Genomic DNA, 26,913 nt, shown 5'->3' with positions numbered 1-26,913 from the left:
GGCCGACTCCACCCCGGCCCACAGGGCGAGGGCCGCCAGCGCCAGGCCGACCGCGCGGCCGGGGAACGGCACCCGCAGGCCCAGGACCGAGACCGCTGCTCCGGCGGCGACGGCGAGGCCGCCGAGCACACCGAGGGCGCCACGGACGCGACGGAGCGCGCGCAGCCAGCCCGGATCGGCCCCGACGGCGCGACGGCCGGCACCGGCCTGGTGGGCCAGCAGGTCACGCAGACCGGCCACCACGAACCACACCGCGACGAGCAGGGCGAGGACTCCGTCCAGTCCGAACCGGTCCACGCGCACCTCCTCGACCTCGCCGCAGGCCTGAGAAGTCTATGGGACCCGCTGGTCGGTCAGGTCGCGGGCACACCTGTGCGGGGAGCAGCCTGGTCAGTGTCCCTGGGGGGATTCGGCGCGCAGCCGGTCGAGCAGGGCGGCGAGGGCCTCGCGTTCCGCGGGCGAGAGGCGTCCGAACAGCTCGGCGCCCGCCTCGGCCCTGGCGCGTCCGATCCCGGCCAGGGTCACCTCGCCCGCGGAGGAGAGCGCCAGCAGCTGCGCGCGGCCGTCCTCGGGGTCGGTGCGCCGCTCGACGAGGCCGGACGCGACCAGCGGCGCCACCGAGTCGGTCGCAGAACGCGGGGTGATGCCCAGCCGCCCGGCCAGTTCGGAGGGGCGCAGCGGTCCGTGCTCGGCGATCGTCCGCAGCGCGCGGGACTGGTGCAGGTTCACGCCCAGCGGGGCCATCCGCCGCTGGGTCTGGCTGCGCAGCCGGCGGGACACCTGCAGGAATGCTTCGGCGAGGGCCTCGGGGAATACCTCCATGCTTCCCGTCCTTATATACTGTGGTTACCTCAGTATATATCGGGAGGCCGCATGACCATGACCGTTCCCCCACGCGAGTTCCGCGGGCCGACGCGGGTCAGCCCGGAGGACCGCACCCAACTTGCCGAGTCACCGGTGAGCGTGGGCCGCGTCCTCGCGCTGTTCCACGGGCACGGCCTCGAGCTGATCGCCGTCACGGCCATCATCGTCGTCGCGGCCGTGGTCGGCCTGGCGCAGCCGTTCCTGCTCCGCGAGGTGATCGACGTCGCGCTCCCGAACGACGACACCACGCTGCTGGTCTGGCTGGTCGCCGGCATGGTCGCTGTTGCCGCGGTGACCGGCGTCCTCGGGGTCTGGCAGACCTGGCTCGCCACGGCGATGGGGCAGCGGGTCATGCACACCCTGCGGGTGCGGGTGTTCACCCACCTCCAGGCCCAGTCGCTGGACTTCTTCAAGCGCACCCGCGGCGGCGAGATCCAGTCGCGGCTGCTGCAGGACGTGGCGGGACTGCAGTCGGTGATCACGAACACCGCCACCTCGATCGCGTCCAACCTGACCACGGCGGTCGCGACCGCGGCGGCCATGGTGGCCCTGAACTGGCGGCTGTCGCTGCTCTCCCTGCTCGTGCTCCCGCCCGCGATCGCCCTCACCCGGCGGGTGGCGCTGGTCCGCAGGGACATCACCCTCTCCCAGCAGCGGGCCCTCGCCGAGCTGCACACCGAGGTCGAGGAGGCGCTCAGCATCAACGGCGCGATGCTGACCAAGACCCTGGGCAGCGGCCCGGCGCGGGAGCGGGAGTTCAGTGACACCTCCGCCCGGCTGATCGATCTCGAGGTGCGCTCCCAGCTGGCCGGGCGCTGGCGGATGGCCACCATGGGCATCGTCTTCGCCGCGATCCCCGCGCTGCTGTACCTGGTGGCCGGCTTCCCTGCGTTGTCGGGCGACCTGTCGATCGGCACCCTGATCGCCTTCGCGAGCCTGCAGGGCACCATCTTCCGGCCGATCATGGGGCTGCTCAACGTCGGAGCCCAGTGGGTCTCCTCGATGGCGCTGCTGAGCCGCATCTTCGGCTACCTCGACCTGACCATCGACGTCGCCGAGCCCGCCCACCCCGTCCGGATGGACTCCGGCACGGTGCGCGGCGAAGTGCGGTTCGAGCAGGTCAGCTACCGGTTCCCCGACGGCAGTGCCGATGCCCTGGCCGACATCGACCTCCGCATCGGCGCAGGCCGGTCGGTCGCCGTGGTGGGGGAGACCGGGTCGGGGAAGTCGACGCTGGCCGCGCTGCTGGTGCGGCTCGCCGACCCGACCTCCGGCCGTGTCACGGTGGACGGGGTGGACCTGCGGGACATCTCCGCGTCCGATCGCACCCGGATCATCGGCATGGTGACCCAGGAGACCTACCTGTCCCACACCACGATCGCGGCGAACCTGCGCCAGGCATCCCCCGATGCGACCGACGCCGACCTGTGGGCCGCGCTCGAGGCCGCACAGGTCGATCACGTCATCGCCGCGCTGCCCGAGGGCCTGGAGACGGTCGTCGGCGCTCGCGGCCACCGGTTCAGCGGGGGCGAGCGGCAGCGACTGGCGATCGCCCGGACGCTGCTGGTGAACCCGCCGATCCTCGTGCTCGACGAGGCGACGTCCGCACTCGACACCGAGACCGAACGCGAACTGCAGGCCGCGCTCGAGCACCTGATGGCCGGCAGGACCACGCTGACGATCGCCCACCGGTTGAGCACGGTCCAGAACTCCGACGAGATCGTCGTGCTCGCCGGGGGACGGATCGTCGAGCGGGGGACCCACCAGGGCCTGCTCGCCGCCGGCGGGAGGTACGCGCACCTGGCTCGTTGAGAGAGCGTCGCTGGGAGCGCTACCAGCTCGTGGTGGCAGAATCGGCAGGGTGTTGCGGCCGGGCGAGGGAGTCCGGGGCCTCGAGCGGGCCCCCGGCCACTGGCTGCGCGCGGGAGTGATCGCCTGGCCCGGCTGGGACCTGCCTGCGGGGGTGGACCCGGCGGGCCTGGACTGGCGGCTGCACTGGTCGGCGGACGACTCCATCGATCCCGAGGCCAGCGACCCGCTGCCTTGGGACAACGTGCTGCTCCGGTTCGACCCCGCAGGACTGCCGGCAGCCATCGCCGCGGCCTACCCGCACCTGCGCGGGCGGCTGTGCCTGCGAGTGCCCGCCGCGGCGATCGCCCAGGTGCCACAGGCGGTGCGGTGCGAGGTCGCGGTGAGCGTCCACCTGCCTTCGGGGCGCCTGGTGGACGCGGGCTCGCTGCAGCTCGGGGGCGTCATCGACGACCTGCTGGCCGCTCCGGACGCCGAACTCGGCCCGTCCTGGCAGCTGGGCACTCCGACACTGCGGCTGTGGGCGCCCACGGCGCGCTCGGTGGCCCTTCTGCTGTGGCCGGAGGGTGCCGACCTGCACGAGACCCCGCAGCGTCGCCGGATGCTGCCCGCGGTCGACGGCACCTGGGCGATCACCGGGGAGCCGGGCTGGCAGGGGGCGCGATACCGGTTCGAGGTGACCGTCTACACCCCGCACCACCGCCGCGTGGTGACGAACGCCGTGACCGACCCCTACTCCACCTCGCTGACGGTGAACTCCACCCACTCGGTGCTGGTCGACCTCGACGATCCGCGGTGGGCGCCGCAGCAGTGGCGCCAGGCCGCGTCGCCGGCGCTGGAGGATCCGGTCGACCAGGTCATCTACGAACTGCACCTGCGCGACTTCTCGGTCTCGGACGCCAGCGTCCCCGCCGGGCTGCGGGGCAGCTTCCTCGCGCCCACGGTGGACAGCGTCGGGATGGCACACCTGAGCCGGCTGGCCGAGGCCGGCCTGACCACCGTCCAGCTGCTGCCGCTGTTCGACAACGCGAGCGTCGAGGAGCACCCGGAGCGGCAGCTGCGACCGGTCTGGGACCTCCTCCGCGGGCTGCCTCCGGACAGCCCGGAGCAGCAGCGCCACGTGACGCGGGCCGGCGGACGCAGCGCCTTCAACTGGGGCTACGACCCGTGGCACTATTTCGCCCCTGAGGGCTCGTTCTCCTCCACGCTGGCGAGCGCAGAGGGCGGCGGCAGGGTCAGCGAGTGCAGGGCCATGGTCGGCGCCTTCCACGCCGCGGGCCTGCGGGTGGTGCTCGACCAGGTCTTCAACCACACCGCGAGCGCCGGCCAGGACACCAAGTCGGTGCTCGACCGGATCGTCCCCGGCTACTACCACCGGCGGGACGCGGACGGCGCCGTGGAACAGTCGACCTGCTGCCCGAACGTGGCCACCGAGCACGTGATGGCGCAGAAGCTGATGGTCGACGCCTGCGTCCACTGGGCCAGGGGCTATCGCGTCGACGGCTTCCGCTTCGACCTGATGGGGCACCACAGCCGGGCCAACATGCTGGCCGTGCGGGCAGCGCTGGACGCGCTGACGCTCGAGGCGGACGGGGTGGACGGGCGCGGCATCACCATGCACGGGGAGGGCTGGGACTTCGGGGAGGTGGCCGGCAACGCGCAGTTCGTGCAGGCCACCCAGGGCCAACTCGGCGGCACGGGCATCGCGACCTTCTCCGACCGGCTGCGGGACGCCGTCCGCGGTGGTGGGGTGTGGGACGGCGATCCGCGCGGGCAGGGCCTCGGGACGGGGCTGTTCACGGCCGACAACGGCTGGGGCGTGAACGGAGACCACGCCACGCAGGGGGAACGGCTGGCCTGGTGCACCGATCTCGTCCAGCTGGGCCTGGCCGGGACGTTGCGGGGGTACCGGTTCGGGTCGAACTCGCGGCATGCCATCCTGCGCGGCGACGAGCTGGAGTTCGGCGGCGGCCCGGCCGGCTACGCCGACGAGCCCGGCGAGGTGATCAGCTATGTCGACGCGCACGACAACGAGACGCTCTTCGACGCGATCACCCTGAAGGTGCACCCGGCCACCCCGATGGAGGCGAGGGTGCGCCTGAACACGGTCTGCCTGGCCTTCGCCACCCTCGGCCAGAGCCCGGTGATGTGGCACGCCGGCGCCGACATCCTGCGCAGCAAGAGCCTGGACCGGAACTCCTACAACTCGGGCGACTGGTTCAACCACCTGGACTTCACGATGACCGACAACGGGTTCGGGGCGGGCCTGCCGCCGGAGCCGGACAACGCGCACACCTGGCACGTGCTGGCGCCGCTGCTGGCCGATCCACGGCTGAAGCCGCACCCGGAGGACATCCGCCGCGCGCACGAGCAGGCTCTCGACCTGCTCCGGCTGCGCGCCTCCACGCGGCTGTTCCGGCTGGCCCGCGCGGACCTGGTCTCCACGATGGTCCGCTTTCCGGTCGCCGACAGCTGGCACCAGCTGCCGGGGGTGGTCGTGATGGCGATCGACGACCCGTCCGCCGCGGTGGAGGAACGCTGGTCGAGCGTGCTGGCGGTCTTCAACACGACGCCGTGGCTGGTTCGCCAGACCCTCCCGTTGGACGGGCGCGGCTACCGCCTCCACCCCGTCCAGGAGGCCGGAGCCGACCCCGAGGTCCGCAGCTGCGAGATCGGCGCCGACTGGCTCACCGTCCCCGGCCGCACGGTGGCCGTCTTCGTCCGCCCCCGCTGACCGCGGCACGCGGGCACCGTCCCATCGTCCCCTCCGCTGAAGGTGGACGCCGGGGCCACCGTCCGGCGACGACGGGTGGCCCTCAGCCGATGCACGGGGGCGGAGCCGTAGGCTGATCCCGCCCGGGGCGAGGCCAGGGTGGAAGGGGTGCCGATCGTGGGCCGGATCCGTGCTCTGGACGGTCTGCGCGGGCTCGCGGCGCTCGTGGTTCTCCTGCACCACACCTTGCTGATCTTTCCCGCGCTCGCCTACCCCTACGTCGTCGAGGCGGACGCGTCGGCCACCACCGATCCGTGGTCGTGGGCGTTGCTGTACACCCCCGTTCACATCCTGTGGGAGGGGCAGTCGGCGGTGTACCTGTTCTTCGTGCTGAGCGGGATCGTCCTCACGTTGCCCGTGCTGTCCCGAGGGGACGCCTTCGACTGGCGGGCGTACTTCCCGCAGCGTCTGCTGCGCCTCTATCTCCCGGTCTGGGGCGCGGTCTTGCTGGGTGTCCTGGTGCTGGTGCTGGTGCCCCGATCCGCCGCGATGTCGAGCCTGTGGCTGCAGAGCCGTGCGGTATCGCCGGACCCGTGGGCGATCGTGCTCGACGCCACCCTGCTGGTCGCTCCCGGTGGGGTCGTCAGCCCCTTGTGGTCGCTGCAGTGGGAGATCCTCTTCTCCCTCCTGCTGCCGTTGTACGTGCTCGCCGCGGTGCGGTTGCGGCGTGCGGCACCCCTGCTCGTGGTGTTCGCGCTCGCCATGGTCGTGATCGGGCACCAGATCGGCATCGGTGCGGTGCGCCTTCTGCCCATGTTTCTGCTCGGCGTCGTGGTCGCCACCCGCGGGTCCGGCCTGGCTCGCCGGTCGGTCGGAGGCGCGCCGGGAGTGCTGCTGGTCGTCGGGGGCGGCCTGCTCCTGCTCGCTCCGTGGCTGTTGCGGCCGGTCGGGTTGGCGCCGACCGGGTGGGTGGACGCGCTGTCCGTGCTCGGTGCGCTGATGCTGGTCTGTTCGGCTCTGGTGGTGGCCTGGCTGAAGCGGCTGCTCTCCACGCGATTGGTCCAGTGGCTCGGGGCGATCTCCTTCAGCCTCTACCTCGTGCACGAACCGGTCGTCATCTCGCTCGCGTTCCTGCTCGGCGACCAGCGCCTCTGGCTGGCGGCGCCGCTCGGAATAGGAGCCTCCATTGCACTGGCCGTGATCTTCCGCCGGCTGATCGAGGTGCCCAGCCATCGCCTCGCTCGGTGGGTGGGCGCCGGCGTCCGGGACCGTGCAGTCCGCCGCGCCGCCCTCCCGGGCTGACGCCGATCAGCTGACCACGATCTCGCCGTCCGCCGAGCTCTCCGTGGCGCCGGTGGCGCTGGCCACGACCTCGGCGCCATATCCCGCAGGGGCAGAAGGGGGTCAAGGTCGCGAGCCCGTCCCCTCGTGCTGGTTGCGGGTGCCTGCCGCTGATCACGGGCAGGGGAGACCGAGCGAGTGTGAAAGGCTGGGTTCGAACGCGGAAACGACTATTGTCACGTTTCAAAGAACTTCGAGGAAGGCCAATGATGACCGGTTTCACCTGGACAGAGCTCGACCAGCGCGCGGTGGACACCGCGCGGGTGCTGGCGGCGGATGCGGTGGAGAAGGTGGGGAACGGCCACCCGGGCACGGCGATCTCGCTGGCGCCGCTGGCGTACCTGCTGTACCAGAAGGTGATGACCGGTGATCCGGCCGACCCCACCTGGGTGGGCAGGGACCGGTTCGTCCTTTCGGCGGGCCACTCCTCGCTGACCCAGTACTGCCAGCTCTTCCTGGCGGGGTACGGCCTGGAGGTCGAGGACCTCGCCTCGCTGCGGACGGAGGGCTCGCTGACCCCTGGGCACCCTGAGTTCGGGCACACCCGGGGTGTGGAGTGCACCACCGGCCCGCTCGGCGCAGGCGTCTCCGACGCGGTCGGCTTCGCGATGGCGGCGCGCCGGGAGCGGGCCCTGCTGGACCCGGACACCCCGCTGGGCGAGTCAAGCGTGTTCGACCGGTTCGTGTACGCGATCGCCGGCGACGGCTGCATGCAGGAGGGGGTGGCCTCCGAGGCGTCGAGCCTCGCCGGGGCGCAGAAGCTCGGCAACCTGGTGCTGATCTACGACGACAACCGGATCTCGATCGAGGGCGACACGAAGATCGCATTCACCGAGGACGTCGCCGCCCGTTACGCCGCCTACGGCTGGCACGTGCAGCACGTCGACTGGACCAACGGCGGCACCGGGTACACCGAGAACGTGCAGGCGCTGTACGAAGCGATCGAGGCGGCGAAGGCCGTCACCGACAAGCCGTCCTTCATCCGGCTGACCACGGTGATCGGCTGGCCGCTGCCGACCAAGGTCGGTGACCACTCCGTGCACGGCTCGAAGCTGGGCGCCGCGGAGGTGGCGGGTCTGAAGTCCGAGCTCGGCTTCGATCCGGACGCCTCGTTCGCCGTCGAGCCGGAGGTCCTCGCCCACGCCCGCGCCAACGCCGCGGAACGGGCGGCGGCGGCCAAGGCCGCCTGGGACCCCCGGTTCGCGGACTGGATGGCCGGCAACCCCGCCAAGGTCGCGCTGTTCGAGCGGATCGTCACCCGCGCGCTGCCCGAGGATCTGGCCGCGGCACTGCCGGTCTTCGGGGCGGGCAAGAAGGCCACCAGGGCGGCCTCCGGCGAGGTGCTCAGCGCGATCGCCGAGGTGATGCCAGAGCTGTGGGGTGGCTCCGCCGACCTGGCCGGCAGCAACAACACCACGATGAAGGGCCAGCCGTCGTTCCTGCCGCCCGAGCAGTCGAGCCACGAGTTCGCCGGCGACTACGCCGGACGGACGCTGCACTTCGGCATCCGCGAGCACGCGATGGGCAACATCGTGAACGCGATCACCATGTCCGGCCTGACCCGCTGCTACGGCGGCACGTTCCTGGTCTTCGCCGACTACATGCGTGCCTCGGTGCGGCTGGCCGCCCTGCAGAAGGTGCCGAGCATCTTCGTGTGGACGCACGACTCCGTCGGCGTCGGCGAGGACGGCCCGACCCACCAGCCGATCGAGCACCTCGCGGCCCTGCGGGCGATTCCCGGCCTGGACGTGATCCGCCCCGCGGACGCCAACGAGACCGCGCAGGCGTGGCTGGCGGCGCTGTCCCACACCGACCGTCCCAGCGCGCTCATCCTGTCCCGCCAGGACCTGCTCACGGTCGACAGGGACGCAGCCGGCGTCGCTCCCGCGTCCGAGCTCACGAAGGGCGCCTACACCCTGGTCGACGCCGACGGCGACCTGCAGGTCGTGCTGATCGCGACCGGCTCGGAGGTCGAGGTGGCCCTGGCCGCCCGCGACGTGCTCCAGGCCGAGGGGATCGGCACGAGGGTCGTGTCGGCCCCGTGCCTGGAATGGTTCAACGCCGAGAGCGCCGAGTACCGGCAGTCCGTGCTGCCGTCGGGCGTCGCGACCGTTTCGGTCGAGGCGGGCATCGCGATGGGCTGGCGCGAGTACGTCGGGCCGACCGGCGAGATCGTCTCGATCGACCACTTCGGCGAGTCCGCGTCCGGCGCGCTGCTGTTCGCCAAGTACGGGTTCACGGCGGAGAACGTGGCGGCGCACGCCCGTACCGCCCTCGCCCGCGCCTGAACCAGGAGCTGCCGGAGCACGGTGACCGTCCAGCTGACGAGTACCCGGGGCCAGCGGCTGCGCGCGAACGGCGCGCTGCTGCTGGCCTCCGCCCTGTGGGGCTTCGCCTTCGTCGCCCAGCGGGTGGGCGCAGGCCACGTCGGAACCTTTGCCTTCACGGGCCTGCGGTTCGCGCTCGGTGCGCTGGTGCTCCTGCCGGTCATCGCTGTCCGGGACCGCCTCCGGCGAGTGCCGCCCGTCCGTCGGCGTCGGGCTACTCGGGCGGTGCTCGGGCCCGGGGTGCTCGCCGGCGTGCTGCTCACCGTCGCGGTGAACCTGCAGCAGGCGGCGATGGTCGACACGCCCGTCGGTGACGCCGCCTTCATCACCGGGCTGTACATGGTCGCCGTCCCCGTGATCGCTGCGCTCCGCGGTCGGCGCAGCAGTGTTCCCACGGTGGTCGGGGTGGTGGCCTCGCTGGCCGGTCTGTACCTGATCACCGTGACCGACGGTCTGACGATCGGACGCGGCGAACTCCTCCTCATCCTCAGCTGCCTGCCGTGGGCGCTCCAGATCCTGGTGATCGAGCACCACAGCCCGCGGCTGTCCGCGCTGCGGTTCGCCGCGGCGCAGTTCCTCACCTGCGCGGCGCTCAGCCTCGGGGCGGCCCTGCTGACCGAGCCGACCCCCTTCGTCGGCGTCGGTGACGCCGTGGTCCCGCTGCTCTACGGCGGCCTGGTCTCGGTGGGCATCGCCTACACCCTGCAGGTGGTCGGACAGCGCCACGCTCTGGCGACGCACGCGTCGCTGATCATGGCGACGGAGTCGGTGTTCGGCGCCATCGGCGGGGCGCTCCTGCTGGGCGAGTTCATGGGCCTGCGCGGCTACCTCGGCGCCGCGCTGATGGTGGCCGGCATCCTGGTCTCCCAGATCGGACTCCCCTCCGCCCCGGTGGGCGACCTCCGCGACACGGCGGAACCGGCCAGCCGGCGCTAGGTCGAGAGGGGGTGCGGTTCGCGTTGGTCTGGGTTGAGCTCGCCTGGGGAGAAACTGGTTAGGGCGGCGGCTTTCGTCTGTCGCAGGTCGGCGAATCGTGTGCGCCAGGCTCCGGCTTGGCCACTTGGACAGAATCTCGGCCCTCGGACTGGCCGTCCGGACAGATGCAGCGATGTTCTCGTCTGAGCGGGTGGCCGTGGCTTGAGCACTCTCTCAGGTTCGGCATAGAAAGCTCTTCCCGACGGGTTAGCTGGGGGTCCAGAATGACTACGCAATCCTGCGTATCAACCCCCAGGAGTTCCCGTGGCAGTGAAGCCGTCACGCCGTGTGCGTGCCATGTCGTCGTCGATGTCGGTGGTGCGGGCCGTGGTCGCCTTCGCCGTCTTCATTCAGCTGGTCCTGGTCGCCGGTGTGATGACCACGGCCCCGGCGTCCGCGGGAGGAGGCTCGTTCACGCCGGGCGGGTACACGTTCGGGTTCGACGACTTCTCCGACCTCGAGGGGTTGAAGCTGAACGGGGTGGCCGCGACCATCCAGCAGCCCGTCACAGTGAACGGGCACCCGTCGCTACGAGTGTTGCGATCGGTGACCAATGAGCACTCGTCGGTGTTCTGGGACACCCCGATCCAGATCGCCGACGCTGCCGGCGCGTCGTCGTTCTCCCAGAAGTTCCAGTTCCGGATCACCAACAACTACGCCGGCGGCGCTGACGGCATCGTGTTCATGATCGGCCCGTCGCCGGACATCGTGGGCGGCTTCGGCGGAGGCATCGGCTACGCCGGCATCGACCATTCAGTCGGGGTCGAGTTCGACACCTGGACGAACGGCGAGAACGGCGACCCGAACGACAACCACGTCGGCATCGACCTCAACGGAAATCTGAGGTCGGTCGCTACCGGCATTCCCTCACACGTGCTGGAGAACGGGCAGGTCTGGACCGGCTGGGTCGACTACGACGGCGCGACCCACCGGCTGGAGGTCCGGGCGAGCGACGACGACACCCGGCCGGACGCGGCTCTGGTGGCTGCGACCGTTGATATTCCCGCCATCGTCGGTGCCGATCTGGGCTATTTCGGTCTGACGTCGGCTTCGGGTGCGGCGTCCCAGACGATCGACGTGTTGTCGTGGAACGGCACCGGCACGTTCCCCACCGTGGAGCCGGTGGTGGCCGCCGGGGACGACCAGACGGTGACCGAGGGGTCGACGGTCCAGTTGACCGGGACGACGTCGGGGCCGGTGGATTCGGTGAAGTGGACGCAGGTCTCGGGGACCGGCCCAAAGGTGAGCCTGCTCGGCGCGTCCACGCTGACTCCGAGCTTCCGCGCCCCGGACGACGGTACCTACGTGTTCCGTCTGACCGGCACGGCCGGGTCTGGTAAGGATGCCCAGTCGGTGAGCGATGACGTTCAGATCACGGTCACCAACGCCGCCCCGGTGATCGGCGTGGAGGCGGCGCCGACGGTGAACGACGGCACCGTGATGGTGTCGGCGTCGGTGACCGATCCGGGCATCCTGGACACCCACACCGCCACCATCGACTGGGGCGACGGCTCCACCACAAAGAACGTGGCTGCCTCGCCGCAGGGCTCGGGCTGGGCTGTGGTGAACGCCGCACATGTCTATCAGGCGGCGGGCACCTACACGGTTGGTGTGACGGTTGCCGATGACGACGGCGGCACGGCTGCGACGAGCACGTCAGTGAAGGTCGGCGGTGCCGGGGTGCCGGTGACCCAGGTCCCGATCCCGTGCGCCCTGTGCGCGCTCGGGACCGGGAACGGGCAGGGTTCGGCGACGATCGACATGAACGGCCAGGCCAACTGGACGATCAAGGGCGGCGTCTACGACGACGGCACGTTCAAGATCCAGTCGCCGAGCACGCTGAGCGTCACCCCGTCCGGGGCGATCTCGGTGGTAGAGGGCTCGATCTCGTGCACCAACTTCCAGGACTCGTCCTGCCCGCCCAAGCACACCGCCAACGCCGCCCCGCTGACCGATCCGCTCGTCGGGCTGGTGCTGCCGGACGCGTCCACGCTGGGCACGGCGAAGCAGTGGCCGTGCACCACGAACACGTGCACCGTGCAGCCCGGCGTGTACAAGGGACCGTTCAACATCAACTCCGGCTCGGTCACCACCCTCAAACCTGGCACCTACGTGTTCACCAACGACCTGCTCGGGCTGGGCGGAACGTTGCAGCTCGACCCGAACGCGACCGCGGACCAGGGCGTGACGTTGTACTTCACCCAGGGTTCGAGCCTGGAGATCCGTGACCAGGGCGCGCTCAAGCTGCGGGCACCCTCGACCGGGGCGCTGGCCGGTGTCGCGGTGGCCTACGACCGTTCGAACTCGAAGACCTTGGTATGGCGGGGCTCGCGCAACAGCCTCACCGGCACGGTGTACGCCCCTGCGGCACAGCTGCGGTTCGACACCGACGCCGCCTGGACGTCCAGCTCCAGATTCATCGTCGGCACCGTCTCGTCCCAGAACAGCACGCTGACCATCGACCCGAGCGCCGGCGCCAATGCGGGCAGCAGCCAGGGCACCGGCGACCAGCCGCCGGTCGCCGCTCCACCGATCCTGGTGCCCGATCTGAAGATCACGACCGATGCACCCAAGGGCGTGGACCCTGGGGCCGACGCCAAGATCACCACCACCATCACCAACCACAGCGCGCGGATCGCGGTCCCAGTGCTGATCGCGGTGACCAACCACGGCTCGACCACTGCCACGATCGACACCGTCGCCGCGACCGCCCAGACCCAGGGCAGTGATGGCACCTGGAGCCCCCTGGGCACCGGTACAGGCGAGTCGATCACTCTGACCGGGCTCGGCACGCCGGTCGGTTCCACTGCCTACCCCGACGCCGGCTCGGGCGACGGGATCACCGGCACGCGCATCCCCGCCGGCGACAGCGGGGTGTGGGCCGGCACCGCGCTGCTCGAACTCTCCGCCGCGGATCTGGCCAACCTCCTCGACACGAGCAAGGTCACCGATCTTCGCCTCAGCCTGAGCGCGGCCGCCTCCGGCGCGACGACGATCCTGGTGCAGCGACTCCCGGAGAACCTCCTGAAGGCCATCCGTAGCAGCGCGGGCACGGTCACCGACCCGTCGGTCACCATGGCCTCCGCCCAGGGCAACAAGAGCATCGACTTCGCTGACCTCGCCCCGGGAGACAGCCACGACGAGCAGTTCACCCTCACCGCCCCGGCGGCACCCAAGCGCACCGACTACGCCTCGGACGACACCTACCAGGCTGCTCTCGCCCTCCTCGACGCGTCGAAACTGATCGGGCTGGCGTCCGCGCAAGGAACCGCGCAGGTCGGCACCGTCTACGCCACCGCCCAACCGGCGATCACCGACGTCCACGTTCCGATCCTCTCCGTCACTGCGGATCCGGTTCCGGCGACCCGACCCGGCCAGGATGGCCACTGGAAGCTCACCCTGTCCAACACCGGCTCCGCGACTGCTACCGGGATCCACCTCGCTGTCAACGGCGACGGTGCCACCGCCACCGTGACCGGCCTGGCCAGCACGCTGGCCGCCGGCGCGTCGGCGAAGGTCGACGTCGCCCTGGCCGTGCCCGCCGACCGGACCACCACGCTGCACCCGAGCGCCACCCTGATCTGGGCGGACGGCGACGCCGGCAACGCCTACGGCCCGATCAGCGCCGACGGCACCCAGAGGATCGTCCTGCCCGCCAACCTTGCGGTCACCCTGCAGGGCACCGTGGACGGCAGCACCGTCCACTACGAGCTGTCCGTGACCAACACCGGCGACGACCCGGTCACCGGCATCGCCGCCGGTATCCCGGTCGACAACGGGGCCGATGACGGCGCCCAGATCATGGCGGGATCCGTGACCACCTCCCAAGGCCAAGCCACCACCAACGGGAGCGACATCGGCGTCCAGCTCGGCGACCTCGCCGCCCACGGCACCGCCCTGGTCGACTACACGGTCGACTACTCCCAGCTCACCCCGGGCCAGACCAGTGTCACCACCCAGGCCCAGGTCACCGCCACCAACGTGTCGGTCGTGTGGTCGGACGATCCGTTCGTCGCGGGGGAGGCCGACCCGACGGTGATCACCTTCACCACCCCACCTGGCGGGGGCACCACGAGCGCCGGCGGCACTACCAGCTCCGGCACTGCCCAGATCGCCGGCCTCACCCCGACCGACGAGGCCACCATCACCCAACCCACACCGGTCACCGTCGGAGCGATCACCCCGCCCGCCGGCACGACAATCTCCGGCTGGACGCTGTCCACCTACCCGAGTGGCACTGACCCTGGCCGCGGACGCACGATCGCCACCGGCGCGGGGGACCCGTCCGGCCAGACGCTGGGCAGCTTCGACCCCACCATCCTCGACAACGGTGCCTACCAGCTGCGGCTGACCGTCACCGACAACACCGGCGCCACCTCCTGGACCGAGACCGCCGTGGTGGTCGACGGGGCGATGAAGCTCGGCCGTTACACCACAACGCTGACCGACATGACCCTCGGCGTGGCCGGCACGTCGATCAAGCTGCAGCGCAACTACGACTCGTTCGACAACACCGTCGGCGACTTCGGGGTTGGTTGGAACCTGTCCCTGGCCAACTTCACGGTCACCACCAACGGCCCCCTCGGCAAGGCCGGCTGGACCGAGACCGGCTGCGGCGGCGGGATGATCTTCTCGCCGATCTGCTTCACCACCAGCCGGCCGCACTTCGTCACCGTGACCTGGCCCGATGGGCACAACGAGGTGTTCAACCTCACCCCCGCCCAGGGCTCCACCTTCATGCCCGGCCTGACCAGTGCCCAGTTCACCGGACGGCCCGGCACCACTTCCACCCTGGCCGCGGTCGACGACGGCCTGTTCTTCGTCAACGGCGACCTGAACGGTGGGGCGTTCGGCGGCGACGGCGTCTACAACCCGACCAAGTTCGTCCTCACCGACAAGGCCGGCACCCAGTACGACCTGACCGTCGGCGTCGGCCTGACCAAGATCACCACCCGCACCGGCGAAACGATCACGATCACCGCCAAGGCGATCACCTCCAGCGCCGGCCCGGCGATCACCATCGCCCGCGACAGCAAAGACCGCATCACCAAGATCACCGACCCCGACGGGCACACCGTCAGCTACGACTACACCAGCGACGGGAACCTGGGCACCGTCACCAACCAGCTCGGCGACACCACCAGCTACCACTACACCGGTCACTACCTCGACAAAGTCACCGGACCCGACGCTTCGATCCTCGCCCGCTACGAGTACGACGCCTCAGGCCGCCTCGTGGCCCTCGTTGATGGCAACGGGAACCGAACCCAGATCGCGAGCGACCCTGGCGCCAAAACCCAAGCTGTCACCTCAGCCGACGGCAAACTCACCGCTGTCACCAGCTACAACGCCGACGGACTCACGGCAACCATCAATAAGATCTATGACGGCTCCAACCACATCACCAGCTACGCCTATGACGGACAGGGCAACACCACCAGCCGCACCGACCCTGAGGGCAACACATGGCAGGCCAGCTACAGCGGCAGCAACCTGACCAGCCTGGTCGAGCCGGGCGGACGCACGACCGCCATCACCTACAACGATCTGAGCCTGCCGCTGACCTGGAAGGACGCGGCTGGCAACATCACCAGCTATCAATGGAACTCCGACGCGACTCTGGCCTCTCGCACCGACGCCAACGGAAACACTGAGACCTACACCTACGACGATCATGGTTGGCGCACGTCCAGCAGCGACGCCAACGGCAACACCACCCACTGGGCCTACACCGACACCGGGCTGGTCGCCAGCAAGACCGATCCGCTCGGCAACAAGACCCGCTACGAATACGACGGCGCGGGCCGCCAGACCGCCACGATCGACGCAAACGGCAACCGTTCCACCACCAGCTACGACGCAACCGGCCAGGTCACCGCGAGCACCGATGCCGACCAGGTCGTCGAACGCCACGTCTACGACTCGCTCGCCGAGCCGGTGAAGGAGATCCAGGCCAGCGGCGCAACGATCGACCGGACCTACGACAACGCCGGCAACGTGATCCAGATTGACAACCATGTCGACCTGCCCACCAGCTATGGATACGACTCGGCCGGCCGGCAAACCTCGACCACGCAGGGCAGCCACCAGACCTCAGCCAGCTACGACGGTGCGGGCAACATCACGTCCTCCACCGACGAACTCGGCAACACCACCCGCTACAGCTACACCGCCGACGGGAACCTGGCCAGCCAGACCAACCCGGCCGGCGGAGTAACCAGCTACACCTACACCCCAACCGGTCAGATTGCGACCCGCACCGACCCCAACGGCGGCAAGACCCTCTACGTCTACGATGCGCTCGACCAGCTCGTCAAGGTCACCGCACCCAATGGGGGCGTGACCAGCTACACCTACGACGCGGTTGGCCAGACCACTCGAATCACCAGCCCTGACGGCGGGGTCACCAAACAGGACTACGACGCGGTCGGGAACCTCATCGCCCGCACCGACCCGCTTGGTAACACCACCCGGTACGGCTACGACAAGGCGAACCACCAGATCTCGACCACCGACCCGACCGGCCGCAAGGCCACCACCAGCTACGACCCTGCCGGCCAGGTCGTGACCACCACCGCACCCGACGGCGGACAGACGCAAACCAGCTACACCCCCGGCGGCCGCGAACTGACCACCACCACCCCGAGCGGCATCGTCACCACCAACCACTACAACTCAGCTGGGCTGCTCGACCGGGTCACCGACCCGCTCGGCAACACGACCTCCACCGGCTACGACACCCTTGGGCGCACCACCACACAGACCAGCCCGCGCCAGCAGGGCAGCACCCCGTCGAGCCGCACCACCTACAACGACTACGGCCAGATCCAGAAGATCACCGACAACGCCGGCAACACAGTGTCCTTCGGCCACGACGCCGCAGGGAACCGCACGAGCATCATCGACCCGCTCGGCAAGGCCTGGACCGTCACCTACGACAACCTCGGCAACCCCACGACCGAGACCGACCCGCTCGGCCGCAGCCAGACCTATACCTACGACAACGCCGGCCAACTCACCGCCCACACCGACCCGCGCGGCATCAGGACCGACTACGCCTACGACAACGCCGGCCAGCTGACCGGCATCACCCAACACGACGGCACCGGCAAGATCACCTACAGCTACGACACCTCCGGACGTCGCACCGGCATGACCGACAGCACCGGAGCCACCAGCTGGACCTACCGGCCCGACGGCACCACCAGCAGCATCACTACCCCCGAAGGAGCGGTCTCCTACACCTACGACGCGGCGGGACGCCGGACGTCCATGACGCAGCCGCAAGGCACCATCCACTACACCTACGACGATGCCGGACGGCTCGCCAGCGTGTCGGACTGGAACAATGCGACCACCAACCTCGCTTTCAACGCCGACGGCCAGCTCACCAAGCTGACCAGGCCGAACCAGGTCACCAGCCGGTGGAGCTTCGACCAGGCCGGCCGGCTGGTCGGCGTCAAGCACGAGAAGAGCAGCAGTGTGCTCGCCTCCTACGCCTACAGCCTGGACGCCGACGGGAACCGCACCAGCGTCACCACCTCTGACGGTACCGAAAGCTACCGGTACGACCAACTCGACCAACTCACTGGTGTCACCTACAGCGACGGCAGCACCGCCAGCTACAGCTACGACCCGGCCGGGAACCGCACCAGCCAAACCGCGGCCGGCACCACCACCCACTACAGCTATGACGACGCCTCCCAACTGGTCGGCATCGACGGCGTCACCGTCAGCCACGACCAGGCCGGCAACGTGACCAGCATCGGCTCAACCAGCTACGACTGGGACTGGCTCGGCCGCATGGTCAAGATCACCAGCACCGACGGCACCGCCAGCTACAGCTACGACGGAGACAACCTCCGCGTCCAGGCAAGCGGTGATACAGCGGCCACCGGCAACCTGCTCTATGACCGAGAGACCGACGCGGCAGCCCCGCAACTCATCGCCGACGCCAACGGCACCTACATCTGGACCCCTGCCGGCCAGCTCAGCCAACAGATCGGTAACGCCACCAGCTACACCCTGGCTGATGCACTCGGCTCCACCCGGGCCCTCACCGACAGCAGCGGGACCGTCACCGCCACCGTCGACTACGACGTGTACGGAAACGTCCGCAACCAGACCGGCACCTGGGGACCCTACGGCTACACCGCAGGCATCCAGACCGGCAGCCTCGTCACCCTCGGCGAACGAGACCTCCGAACCGACATCGGCCAGTTCCTGTCCACCGACCCCGAACGACCCGGAGGCAACGGCGTCACCGGCTGGAACCAATACACCTACGTCGCCAACAACCCCACCACCTACGTCGACCCCACCGGCCGCGAGATGGCCCTGGAATACACGGACGTGCTGAAGATCGGTGCGGCTCTCGCCGGAGTATACGCAACGACCAGGGCCATTCAGATTAGCGTGGATGCAATTCAGCGTTGCCTCGCCGACACCTCGTGCAGGCTTCATCCACCAGCCACCCAACAGCCAACCAGCAATGCCGGCAACCCCGCTGCCGGCAACCCGGCCGCCGCAAACCCGCCATCGATCCAGGACATCTCCAACTCACTCATGACCTGGGCGACAGCGGCACTCTCCGAGACTGCAGCTCGTGTGGCAGCCCAAGCCTGCGAGAAGACCCTGTCCGGACTCAACCTCGGAACCGACCCCTGCACCCAAAGCAGCGATGTACGGATCTTCTTCGAAGGCGGCGACATCATGGGCCACACCATCCACGCCGCCGCCGCGATCGCCGGCCACCCTGCATGGGCCGAACTCAACCGGACCATTCCACCACACGACCGCGGGTGGCTCACGACGATGCCGATCTGCCAGAACAGGCCGGGTAGGTCGGTCTGCGACGAGTACCCGTTTGCCTCCACACAGCAGGGTGGTCGGTCCGCCATTCCACCTGTATCGCTCTTGCCGTTGCCTCGGGGAGAGTCTGATCATCAGGGGGGTTACCTCGCGGGCTTCTACGCCTCTTGTGGGGTTGGGGATGGCACAAGCTTCTTCGTCGTCCCCGTGCCAATCGAAGGAATTCCCACGTTCGGATACTGCAGAAAGTGAGGGCTCTGTGACAGTTTCGGATTCATGGCGGGCACTGGCGGAGACTGCTGCCCGACGTGGCCTTCCGCTTGAGGAAGCGCTACGCCCGCCAGTATCGCCGGCAAAGCTTGACAAAGCTGAGCGGAAATTGAGCATCTCCTTCCACCCGGACCTCCGGGAACTCTTCGGACAGGTGGATGGGTTGAAGAGGCTGCGGGGGCATCGTCGTGATCCGCGCCTCCCCGGATTCAACTTCCCCAGCCTGAAGGAGGCGACCGATAGAACCCTTCGACTCCGCGATGTCGCCGAAACCGTCGACAGCATTGAGCTGTGGCGGCAACACTGGGTGAAGGTGTTCGATGACGACTACGAAGAGGTCTTCGCTGTTGACTGCTCCGATGGTTCGGTTTGGTACGCATGGTGGGAGGCGTCCGAGATCCATCAGGTAGCACCCGATCTGGCCACCTTTTTCGACATGGCTGCAGCTGCGGCCGATGGCGACGATGTTCACTACAGGCTGGATGGGGACTACTTCGAGACTCCTGACGGCGAGGTCTGGAGAGCTCCTATCAAGCGCCCGTGGAGCCCGACTTGAGTTTCCCGTCACGAGTCGGGGGCTTGGGCAGACTGTAGCAATAGATGACGATTTCAGAGCCATGGCGAGTTGTGGTGGAGGCCGCTCAGCGGCGTGGTCTTCCGCTCGACGAAGTCCTTCGAGCAGGGGCATCGCCCGCGAAACTGGGCAAGGCTGAGACCAAACTGGGCATTCAATTCCATCCCGACCTCCGGGAGCTGTTCCAGCTGGCCAACGGGATGAGGCGGATCCGTGGGCACAACAACGAGCCGAGCCTCCTGGGCTTCAGTTTCCCAAGTCTCCAGGAGGCGGTGCGCCAGACGATCGATCTCCGTGATGCCGCCGAAGAGTACGGTACTGCCGGGGCTTGGCGAGCGTCGTGGCTGAAGGTGTTCGACGACATCGACAACGAGTGCTTCGTGGTCGATTGCAGCGATGGCAGCGTCTGGTACGTGTATTGGGCGGCCGACGAGATCTACCGGGTCGCGCCGGACCTGGCCACCTTCTTCGGCGTGGTGGCGATCGCGGCCGAACGAGACGACGTTCACTATCAGTTGGACGGAGACTACTTCGAGACTCCCGACGGCGAGGTCTGGGAAGCACCCATCAAGAGCCCGTGGAGGCAGACCAGCTGATATGTGCCCTCTGATTGTCAAGGGGGCATGGCGAGGTGGAGTCCTTCTGGCTGGGGGACGCCACTTGTGGGTTCACGGCCGGGCTGGCTTGGTCGGCGTTCGTAGACGCGATGGTCAGGCTGATATGCGCGGGTTGGTTACCGCAAGACGAGTTGTTCGGCCGGGGGACGTTGCCGCTGGTCTAGGGTCGAGCCGCAGCGGCTCATAGCTGGAGCGCGGGTCACCCCGGGTACGCGCGCCGGCCCGGTCGTGAACGATCGCGGACCCCGGGCTACTCCATGGTGGTCAGGGTGTGGCACCAGCCGGCGAGTTCGCGGGCGATTGCGACGTTGGCGATCACGGGTCGTTTGTGGCGGGCGTCGAAGTCGAGCCAGCGTTGGTGGAGCCGTGGTGGAGCCGTTTGTTGGCCTGGTGTGCTTTCGCGGCGACAGGCCGGGGGCGTTGTTCCAGCGCCGGAGCATGGTGTTGCCGGGCCGGTGGGACGGTTTGTGGTGCCAGGCGGCCTCGACGAGCAGCCGGCGGGCGTGAGTGTTCCCGGCCTTGGTGATCTAGGGGACCGCTGAACAGTCATGTCCCGGCTGCGGCGCGCCGGATCGGGCGATCTGCAGCGGCCACACCGTGGGGCACAGGGCCATGTCCTGCGCCGCCGCTCTCGGCGTCACCGGCTGATCTCGGCGTCACGGGTGCGCTCGTGGAAGCCCAGCGCGAGAAGCCGGGCGGCGATCCCGTCGTCCCCGGTGCGGACCTGGACGCTGCGAGCGTCGTGGTGGGTGGCCCACCACAGCACCGCGATGAGCTCCGGGCTCCAGACCGTGCTGACCCACTCGCCCTCCAGCCGCGCGGGCGCAGGCGGAGGGTCCGCCCACTCCTGCAGCGGCACCGGGTCCAGCAGGTCGAGCAGGTCCGAGAGCCGCGCCACGAACGTCCGTCCGCCCGTGCCGGCGCTCCCGGCGAGCCGGTCCAGCTCTGCGAGCGGGGTGCGCACCGGGTCGCGACCGCGGGCGACGCCCACTGTGCGCCAGACCTGCACGTGCGACCAGGCGAGTTGATGGTTCCTCCCGCGACGGTCCCGCAGGCGCAGCCCCTCGGCGTCACCGGCCAGCACGAAGCCGACCAGGTCGCCGGGCGCCCCGTCCGGGCGGACCCGGCGCACGCTCACGCGGCTGCCCGGAACAGGGCGGGGTTCGGGACGCGGGTGGGCCACGCCCCATCATCTCCCGTTGTCAGTTGTAGAGTGCTGGTGAGTTTGGCCCGTCTCGAACCAGGAGCCCAGCAATGACCTACGTGATCACCCTCCCGTGCGTGGACGTCAAGGACCTCGCGTGCGTCGAGGAGTGTCCGGTCGACTGCATCTACGAGGGCAACCGGATGCTCTACATCCACCCCGACGAGTGCGTCGACTGTGGCGCCTGCGAGCCGGTCTGCCCGACCGAGGCGATCTTCTACGAGGACGACGTTCCCGCCGACCAGGCCGAGTACTACGACATCAACGTCCACTTCTTCGACGAGGTGGGCTCGCCCGGTGGCGCGGCGAAGCTGGGGCCGATCGACTCCGACCATCCGACCGTCGCCGCACTCCCGCCGCAGGGCGAGTGACCCGCAGGCTGGCGGGCCGGCTGCCCGACTTCCCCTGGGACACCATCGCCGACGCGCGGGCGGTGGCCTCGGCCCACCCGGACGGGATCGTCGACCTGTCGGTGGGGACACCGGTCGACCCCACACCCGACCTCGCCCGACGTGCGCTCGCCGACGCCTCGGATGCGCCCGGCTACCCCACGACGTGGGGGACTCCGGAGTTGCGGGCGGCGATCCTCGGCTACCTGCGCCGTCGCTGGGGGGTGTCCGGCCTGAGCGACGAGGGCGTCCTGCCGCTCGTCGGTACCAAGGAGTTCGTGGCGCTGCTGCCGACACTGCTCGGCGTCGGGCCGGGCCAAGGGGTGGTGATCCCGGAGACGGCCTACCCGACCTACGCCGTGGGGTCGCTGATCGCCGGGGCGGCCGCGCTCCCGTGCGACGACCCGTCCTGGCTGTTCAACCTGCGGCCCGGCCTGGTCTGGATCAACTCCCCGGCGAATCCGCACGGTGCGATCCTGGGTGCGGCGGAGCTGCGCGAGTGGGTGGAGGCGAGCCGCGAGGTGGGCGCCGTGCTCGCCTCGGACGAGTGCTATGGCGAGTTCGGCTGGGACGCCGAGCCGGTGTCGGTGCTGGACCCCGTCGTGAACGGCGGCTCGCTCGAGGGACTGCTTGCCGTCCACTCGTTGTCGAAGCGGTCGAACGCCGCCGGCTACCGCGCCGGGTTCGTCGCGGGCGACCCGGCCATCGTGAGTTCGTTGCTCGAGGCCCGCAAGCACGCCGGGCTGATGCTGCCCACGCCCGTCCAGGCGGCGATGGTCGCTCTGCTGAATGACCAGACACACGTGGAGGAGCAGCGCGCCCGGTACCTTCGCCGCCGCGAGCTGCTCCGCCCCGCCCTGGTGGCGGCCGGCTACCGGATCGAGCACTCCGAGGGATCGCTCTACCTGTGGTGCACGCGTGAGGAGGACTGTCGCGACAGTGTCGACCACCTCGCCGGACTCGGCATCCTGGTCGCCCCGGGCGACTTCTACGGACCCGAGGCCCGCCGCTTCGTCCGGGTGGCCCTCACCGCCACCGACGAGCGGATCGCGGCAGCGGCGGCCCGCCTGTACGCCTCGGCCTGACCTCCGCAGGCTCAGCGGGGCTTGGCGCCGTCGAAGACCAGCACCACCTCGGACGCGGTGTCGGTCGGCCCGTTACCCACCCACTCGGCGAGGCCCGACGTCGAGTGCGCCCAGCTGTACGGGCCGAGGGTCACCCCCGACAGCCCGTAGACGGACGTGCTGGCGATCGCCAGGTGCGCGACCGCCCAGGCCCGGATGGGGGAGCCTGCGGTGACGGTGAGCCGGTCGTCCTTTCCGGAGATCGTGACGTTCGCGGCGCCGAGGGTCTTGACCAGGAAGTCGTCCATGCCCCCGGGGTCGGCCGCTCGGCGCTGGGCGACCACGCAGGTGAAGGAGGCGGGCGTCTCCCCGGTCAGCGAGCTGGCCAGCGTGCGTGCGTTCTGCTCGTGGCGGCGATACGCCTCGGGGTAGGCGCTGCGCTGGACGGCCTGCGCGACGTCATTGATGTCCTTGGTCCGCCAGCCCTTGACCTTCTCCATCTCGCGGTAGAAGGAGCGGGTCGAGTACCACGGGTCCATGATCTGTTCCTCCGTGCCCCAGCCCTTCGACGGCCGCTGCTGGAACAGGCCGAGCGAGTCGGCGTGGCCGTAGTCGAGGTTGCGGATGCCGGACTCCTGGTAGGCCGTTGCCAGGGCGATCGACGCCGCGCGCGGCACCAGGTCCCGCTTGATCGACATCCCGGCGATGATGGCGGCGTAGCGCGCCTGCTCGGGGTCGACGGTCGTCGTGTGGTCGCCCGCGGTGGCCGTGCAGCGGTCCGCGATCGGCAGCGGCGACTTGTTGTAGCCGGCCCACAGGGCGACGCCGCCCGCCACCAGCGCGAGCACGACGACGATTCCGAGGACCGCCCAGAGTGCTGCCCTGGCCGCTTTCACGCGAACCTCAGTTGTCGTGGAGCGCGGAGTTCAACTCCACGCCGGAGCCGGTGCGCGACCGCGCCTCGACCGCTCCGGTGACGGAGTTGCGCAGGAACATCAGCCCGCTGTGCCCGCTGAGCTGGACAGCCTTGGCCACGGACCCGTCGGGAAGGGTGACCTTCGTGCCCGCGGTCACGTACAACCCGGCCTCCACCACGCAGTCGTCGCCCAGCGAGATCCCGATGCCGGACTCCGCGCCGAGCAGGCATCTGCGGCCGACCGTGATCTGCTCCTGGCCGCCGCCGGACAGCGTCCCCATGATCGACGCGCCGCCGCCGATGTCCGATCCGTCGCCCACGATGACGCCGGCGGAGATCCGGCCCTCCACCATCGACGTGCCGAGGGTGCCGGCGTTGAAGTTCACGAAGCCCTCGTGCATCACCGTCGTGCCGGCCGCGAGGTGGGCACCCAGGCGGACGCGGTCCGCGTCGGCGATCCGCACGCCGGTGGGGACCACGTAGTCGGTCATCCTCGGGAACTTGTCGACGCCGAGCACGGCGACGCGTCCGCGGGAGGACAGCAGGTCGAGCCGGACCTCCTCGAAGTCCTCCACCGCGCACGGTCCGAAGTTGGTCCACACGACATTGGGCAGGACGCCGAACAAGCCGGTGAGGTCGATCGTCCGCGGCGCGCAGAGGCGGCCGCTCAGCAGGTGGAGGCGCAGGTACCCGTCCGGAGTGTCTGCCGGCGGCGTGTCCAGGTCGATCTCGACCAGCCGTGGCTCGGAGTGCACCCTGCGCTCGTCGTCGTCCTGCGCCGCGGCCACGAGCGGCTTGGGCGGCTCCCGGTCGACGGCCTCCCCGAGGGCGGGCGCGGGGAACCAGGCGTCGAGGACCTGGCCGGAGTCGTGGACGGTCACCAGGCCCCAGCCGTGGGCGGGTCGGGTCATGGCGGCCAGCCTACCGGGCGACCCGAATGCCGAGGCGGCGCGCGGCCGGGGCACGACTGTTCAGCAGTCTCCTAGACTTCGGGCATGCGTCTGGACCTGACCGGTGACCTCGTGACCCTGTTCCGGCAGGTCGTGGACGTCGAGTCGGTCAGCGGGAACGAGCGGCAGCTCGCCGATCTCGTCGACGCTGCGTTGCGCGAACTCCCGCACCTGGACGTGGTCAGGGACGGCGACACGGTGATCGCCCGCACCGCGCTCGGCCGCGACCAGCGGGTCGTGATCGCCGGACACCTCGACACCGTCCCGGTGGCAGGCAACCTGCCGTCCAGGTTGGCCGGCGACATCGTCCACGGTCGCGGTACCGCCGACATGAAGGGCGGCGTGGCGGTGGCACTGGCCTGCGCCGCCGCGCTGAGGGCACCGAATCGTGACGTCACCTGGATCTTCTACGATCACGAGGAGGTGGCTGCCGCGGACAACGCGCTCACCCGGATCGCCCGCGAGCACCCCGAGTGGCTCGACGGCGACTTCGCCGTCCTGATGGAGCCGACCTCGGCCGGCGTCGAGGGCGGCTGCCAGGGCACGCTGCGTTTCACCGTCACCACGCGCGGACGCGCCGCGCACTCGGCCCGCTCGTGGCTCGGCCACAACGCGATCCACGACGCCGCCGGCCCGCTCTCGCTCCTGCAGGCCTACGAGCCCCGCGAGGTCGAGGTGGAGGGGCTGACCTATCGCGAGGGCATGAACGCGGTCGCAATCACCGGCGGCATCGCCACCAACGTCATCCCGGACACCTGCGTGCTGACGGTGAACTTCCGGTTCGCCCCCGACCGCGACGAGGCGGACGCCAGGGAGCACTGCCGGAAGCTGTTCGAGGGCTACGACCTGGAGTTCGTCGACGTCGCGCCGGCGGCGCGTCCCGGACTCGATCGTCCGATCGCGCGAGAGTTCCTGGCCGCGGTGGGCGGCCTGCCGCGGCCGAAGTTCGGGTGGACGGATGTCGCCCGGTTCGGCGCCCGCGGCGTCCCCGCGGTCAACTTCGGGCCCGCCGACCCGGGCAGGGCCCACGCCGACGACGAGTGCTGTCCGGTCGCCGACCTCTATACCTGCCGGGACGCCCTGCTGCGCTGGCTGTCCTGAGGTCGCCGCGGCGCGGTCAGCTCGCACAACGTCGCCAGCACCGCGCCGACCGTGGGAACGGCCGTCGCGCCGCGGACGGTGACGGCCCGGACACTCCGGTCGCTGGGCGGCAGCACGTCGTGGGCGCTCGTCCCCGCCGGCAGTTCGAGCGGTTCGAGCGCGAGTCTCGGCTGCAGCGCGACGCCGACGCCGGCCGCGACGAGCCCGAGCACGGCCACCGAGTTGTCGGTGGCGTGCGCGATCCGCGGCGTCATGCCGAGGGCGCCGCACGCCGCGAGCAGGTGCCCGCGGCACAGCGGGCAGCCGGCGATCCAGGCATCCTCGGCGAGGTCTGAGAGGCGGACGGTGCCGGCGTGGGCCAGCCGGTGTTCCGCCGGGAGGATGACCGCCACGGGGTCGTCGAAGAGGGGCACGACGGACGCGCCGGCCAGGTCGGCGTGGGGGTCGGCGGCGTCGCCGGGATAGCTGAACGTGATGGCGATGTCGATGCTGCCGTCGGCGAGCATCGGGAGCGCCTCGGGCGGTTCGGCCTCGGTGTAGGCGACCCGGACGCAGGGATGGCTGCCGGCGAGGCGGGCGATCAGGGTGGGGACGATCGTGGACGACGCGCTCGGGAACGCCGCGACCCGCACCGTGCCCGCGGTGGCGTCGACCAGGTGGGTCAACTCGTCCTCCGCGGCGGCCAGGGCGGCCAGGACGGTGGCGGAGTGCCGGGCGACGACGCGCCCGGGCTCGCTGAGGCGGACGCCGCGGCCCACCCTGAGCACGAGCGGCGCACCCAGTCTGGCCTCCGCCCTGCGCAGGTGCTGGCTGAGTGCGGGCTGGCTGTAGCCCAGGGCTTCCGCGGCCGCGGTGATCGAGCCGTGGTCGGCGATCGCACGGACGATCCGGACGGTGTGCAGGTCGAGCCGCGGGGAATCCATGCGATCAGCTTATGAGTAGAACAGAAAACATGCTCTGGTGTGATCGAGAGTCCCGGAGCAGGCTT

17 protein-coding genes are annotated in these 26,913 nt (G+C 70.0%); 11 read left to right on the top strand and 6 right to left on the bottom strand.

The features are described 5' to 3' along the window. Together QM633_RS13465 and QM633_RS13460 are read right to left on the bottom strand one after the other, a co-directional pair. On the bottom strand, nucleotides 1-297 hold a 297-nt coding region (locus QM633_RS13465), incomplete at its 3' end, for a hypothetical protein (RefSeq protein WP_415154276.1). Nucleotides 298-390: 93 nt separating this feature from the next. Further along, complete coding sequence (locus tag QM633_RS13460) at nucleotides 391-822, bottom strand: MarR family winged helix-turn-helix transcriptional regulator (protein ID WP_415154275.1); 432 nt, start codon at nucleotides 820-822, stop codon at nucleotides 391-393. Nucleotides 823-879: 57 nt separating this feature from the next. Here QM633_RS13460 and QM633_RS13455 point away from each other — a divergent pair, with 57 nt between their 5' ends. From QM633_RS13455 to QM633_RS13420, 8 genes are all read left to right on the top strand, one after another. Beyond that, entirely contained in the window at nucleotides 880-2,676 is a 1,797-nt protein-coding gene (locus QM633_RS13455; RefSeq protein WP_415154274.1) for an ABC transporter ATP-binding protein, read from the top strand. A 49-nt stretch (nucleotides 2,677-2,725) separates the two neighbouring features. Further along, a complete protein-coding gene (gene pulA, locus QM633_RS13450) occupies nucleotides 2,726-5,407 on the top strand; it encodes a pullulanase-type alpha-1,6-glucosidase (RefSeq protein WP_415154273.1) in 2,682 nt (893 codons plus the stop codon). Between the two features lie 147 nt (nucleotides 5,408-5,554). After that, nucleotides 5,555-6,688: an acyltransferase family protein gene (locus QM633_RS13445; protein ID WP_415154272.1), complete on the top strand. Its 1,134-nt coding sequence runs from the start codon at nucleotides 5,555-5,557 to the stop codon at nucleotides 6,686-6,688. Nucleotides 6,689-6,933: 245 nt separating this feature from the next. Continuing rightward, nucleotides 6,934-9,015: a transketolase gene (gene tkt, locus QM633_RS13440; RefSeq protein WP_415154271.1), complete on the top strand. Its 2,082-nt coding sequence runs from the start codon at nucleotides 6,934-6,936 to the stop codon at nucleotides 9,013-9,015. Nucleotides 9,016-9,036: 21 nt separating this feature from the next. Continuing rightward, nucleotides 9,037-9,990 (top strand): DMT family transporter, encoded by a 954-nt coding sequence (locus QM633_RS13435; RefSeq protein ID WP_415154270.1) that lies wholly within the window; start codon nucleotides 9,037-9,039, stop codon nucleotides 9,988-9,990. A gap of 303 nt (nucleotides 9,991-10,293) precedes the next feature. Beyond that, the gene (locus QM633_RS13430) at nucleotides 10,294-19,092 is read left to right on the top strand and encodes a PKD domain-containing protein (RefSeq protein ID WP_415154269.1); all 8,799 of its coding nucleotides are present in this window, start codon (nucleotides 10,294-10,296) and stop codon (nucleotides 19,090-19,092) included. 7 nt (nucleotides 19,093-19,099) lie between these two features. Next, nucleotides 19,100-19,666: an SMI1/KNR4 family protein gene (locus QM633_RS13425; RefSeq protein WP_415154268.1), complete on the top strand. Its 567-nt coding sequence runs from the start codon at nucleotides 19,100-19,102 to the stop codon at nucleotides 19,664-19,666. Between the two features lie 44 nt (nucleotides 19,667-19,710). Further along, complete coding sequence (locus QM633_RS13420; protein WP_415154267.1) at nucleotides 19,711-20,280, top strand: SMI1/KNR4 family protein; 570 nt, start codon at nucleotides 19,711-19,713, stop codon at nucleotides 20,278-20,280. Between the two features lie 658 nt (nucleotides 20,281-20,938). On the opposite strand, the gene QM633_RS13415 is transcribed toward QM633_RS13420, so the two are convergent. Beyond that, nucleotides 20,939-21,439, bottom strand: coding sequence for a hypothetical protein (locus tag QM633_RS13415; RefSeq protein ID WP_415154266.1), 501 nt, complete (start codon nucleotides 21,437-21,439; stop codon nucleotides 20,939-20,941). Nucleotides 21,440-21,555: 116 nt separating this feature from the next. On the opposite strand from QM633_RS13415, the gene fdxA reads away from it, so the two are divergent. Then, complete coding sequence (gene fdxA, locus QM633_RS13410; protein ID WP_415154265.1) at nucleotides 21,556-21,876, top strand: ferredoxin; 321 nt, start codon at nucleotides 21,556-21,558, stop codon at nucleotides 21,874-21,876. Next, nucleotides 21,873-22,979, top strand: coding sequence for a succinyldiaminopimelate transaminase (dapC, locus tag QM633_RS13405; protein WP_415154264.1), 1,107 nt, complete (start codon nucleotides 21,873-21,875; stop codon nucleotides 22,977-22,979). The genes fdxA and dapC overlap by 4 nt, the downstream gene beginning before the upstream one ends. 11 nt (nucleotides 22,980-22,990) lie before the next feature. Here the strand turns inward: dapC and QM633_RS13400 are convergent, their stop codons facing one another. Together QM633_RS13400 and dapD are read right to left on the bottom strand one after the other, a co-directional pair. Beyond that, nucleotides 22,991-23,854, bottom strand: coding sequence for a hypothetical protein (locus tag QM633_RS13400; RefSeq protein WP_415154263.1), 864 nt, complete (start codon nucleotides 23,852-23,854; stop codon nucleotides 22,991-22,993). A 7-nt stretch (nucleotides 23,855-23,861) separates the two neighbouring features. Next, nucleotides 23,862-24,785 (bottom strand): 2,3,4,5-tetrahydropyridine-2,6-dicarboxylate N-succinyltransferase, encoded by a 924-nt coding sequence (gene dapD / locus QM633_RS13395; protein WP_415154262.1) that lies wholly within the window; start codon nucleotides 24,783-24,785, stop codon nucleotides 23,862-23,864. Between the two features lie 84 nt (nucleotides 24,786-24,869). Here dapD and dapE point away from each other — a divergent pair, with 84 nt between their 5' ends. Then, nucleotides 24,870-25,925, top strand: a complete 1,056-nt coding sequence (gene dapE / locus QM633_RS13390; RefSeq protein ID WP_415154261.1) for a succinyl-diaminopimelate desuccinylase — start codon at nucleotides 24,870-24,872, stop codon at nucleotides 25,923-25,925. Here the strand turns inward: dapE and QM633_RS13385 are convergent. Further along, nucleotides 25,886-26,848, bottom strand: a complete 963-nt coding sequence (locus QM633_RS13385; protein WP_415154260.1) for a LysR family transcriptional regulator — start codon at nucleotides 26,846-26,848, stop codon at nucleotides 25,886-25,888. The genes dapE and QM633_RS13385 overlap by 40 nt on opposite strands. Nucleotides 26,849-26,913 lie beyond the last annotated feature (65 nt).

It is taken from the genome of Propionicimonas sp. (genome assembly GCF_047606205.1).
GTDB lineage: Bacteria > Actinomycetota > Actinomycetes > Propionibacteriales > Propionibacteriaceae > Propionicimonas.
This window is presented reverse-complemented; position numbering and strand designations above follow the sequence as displayed.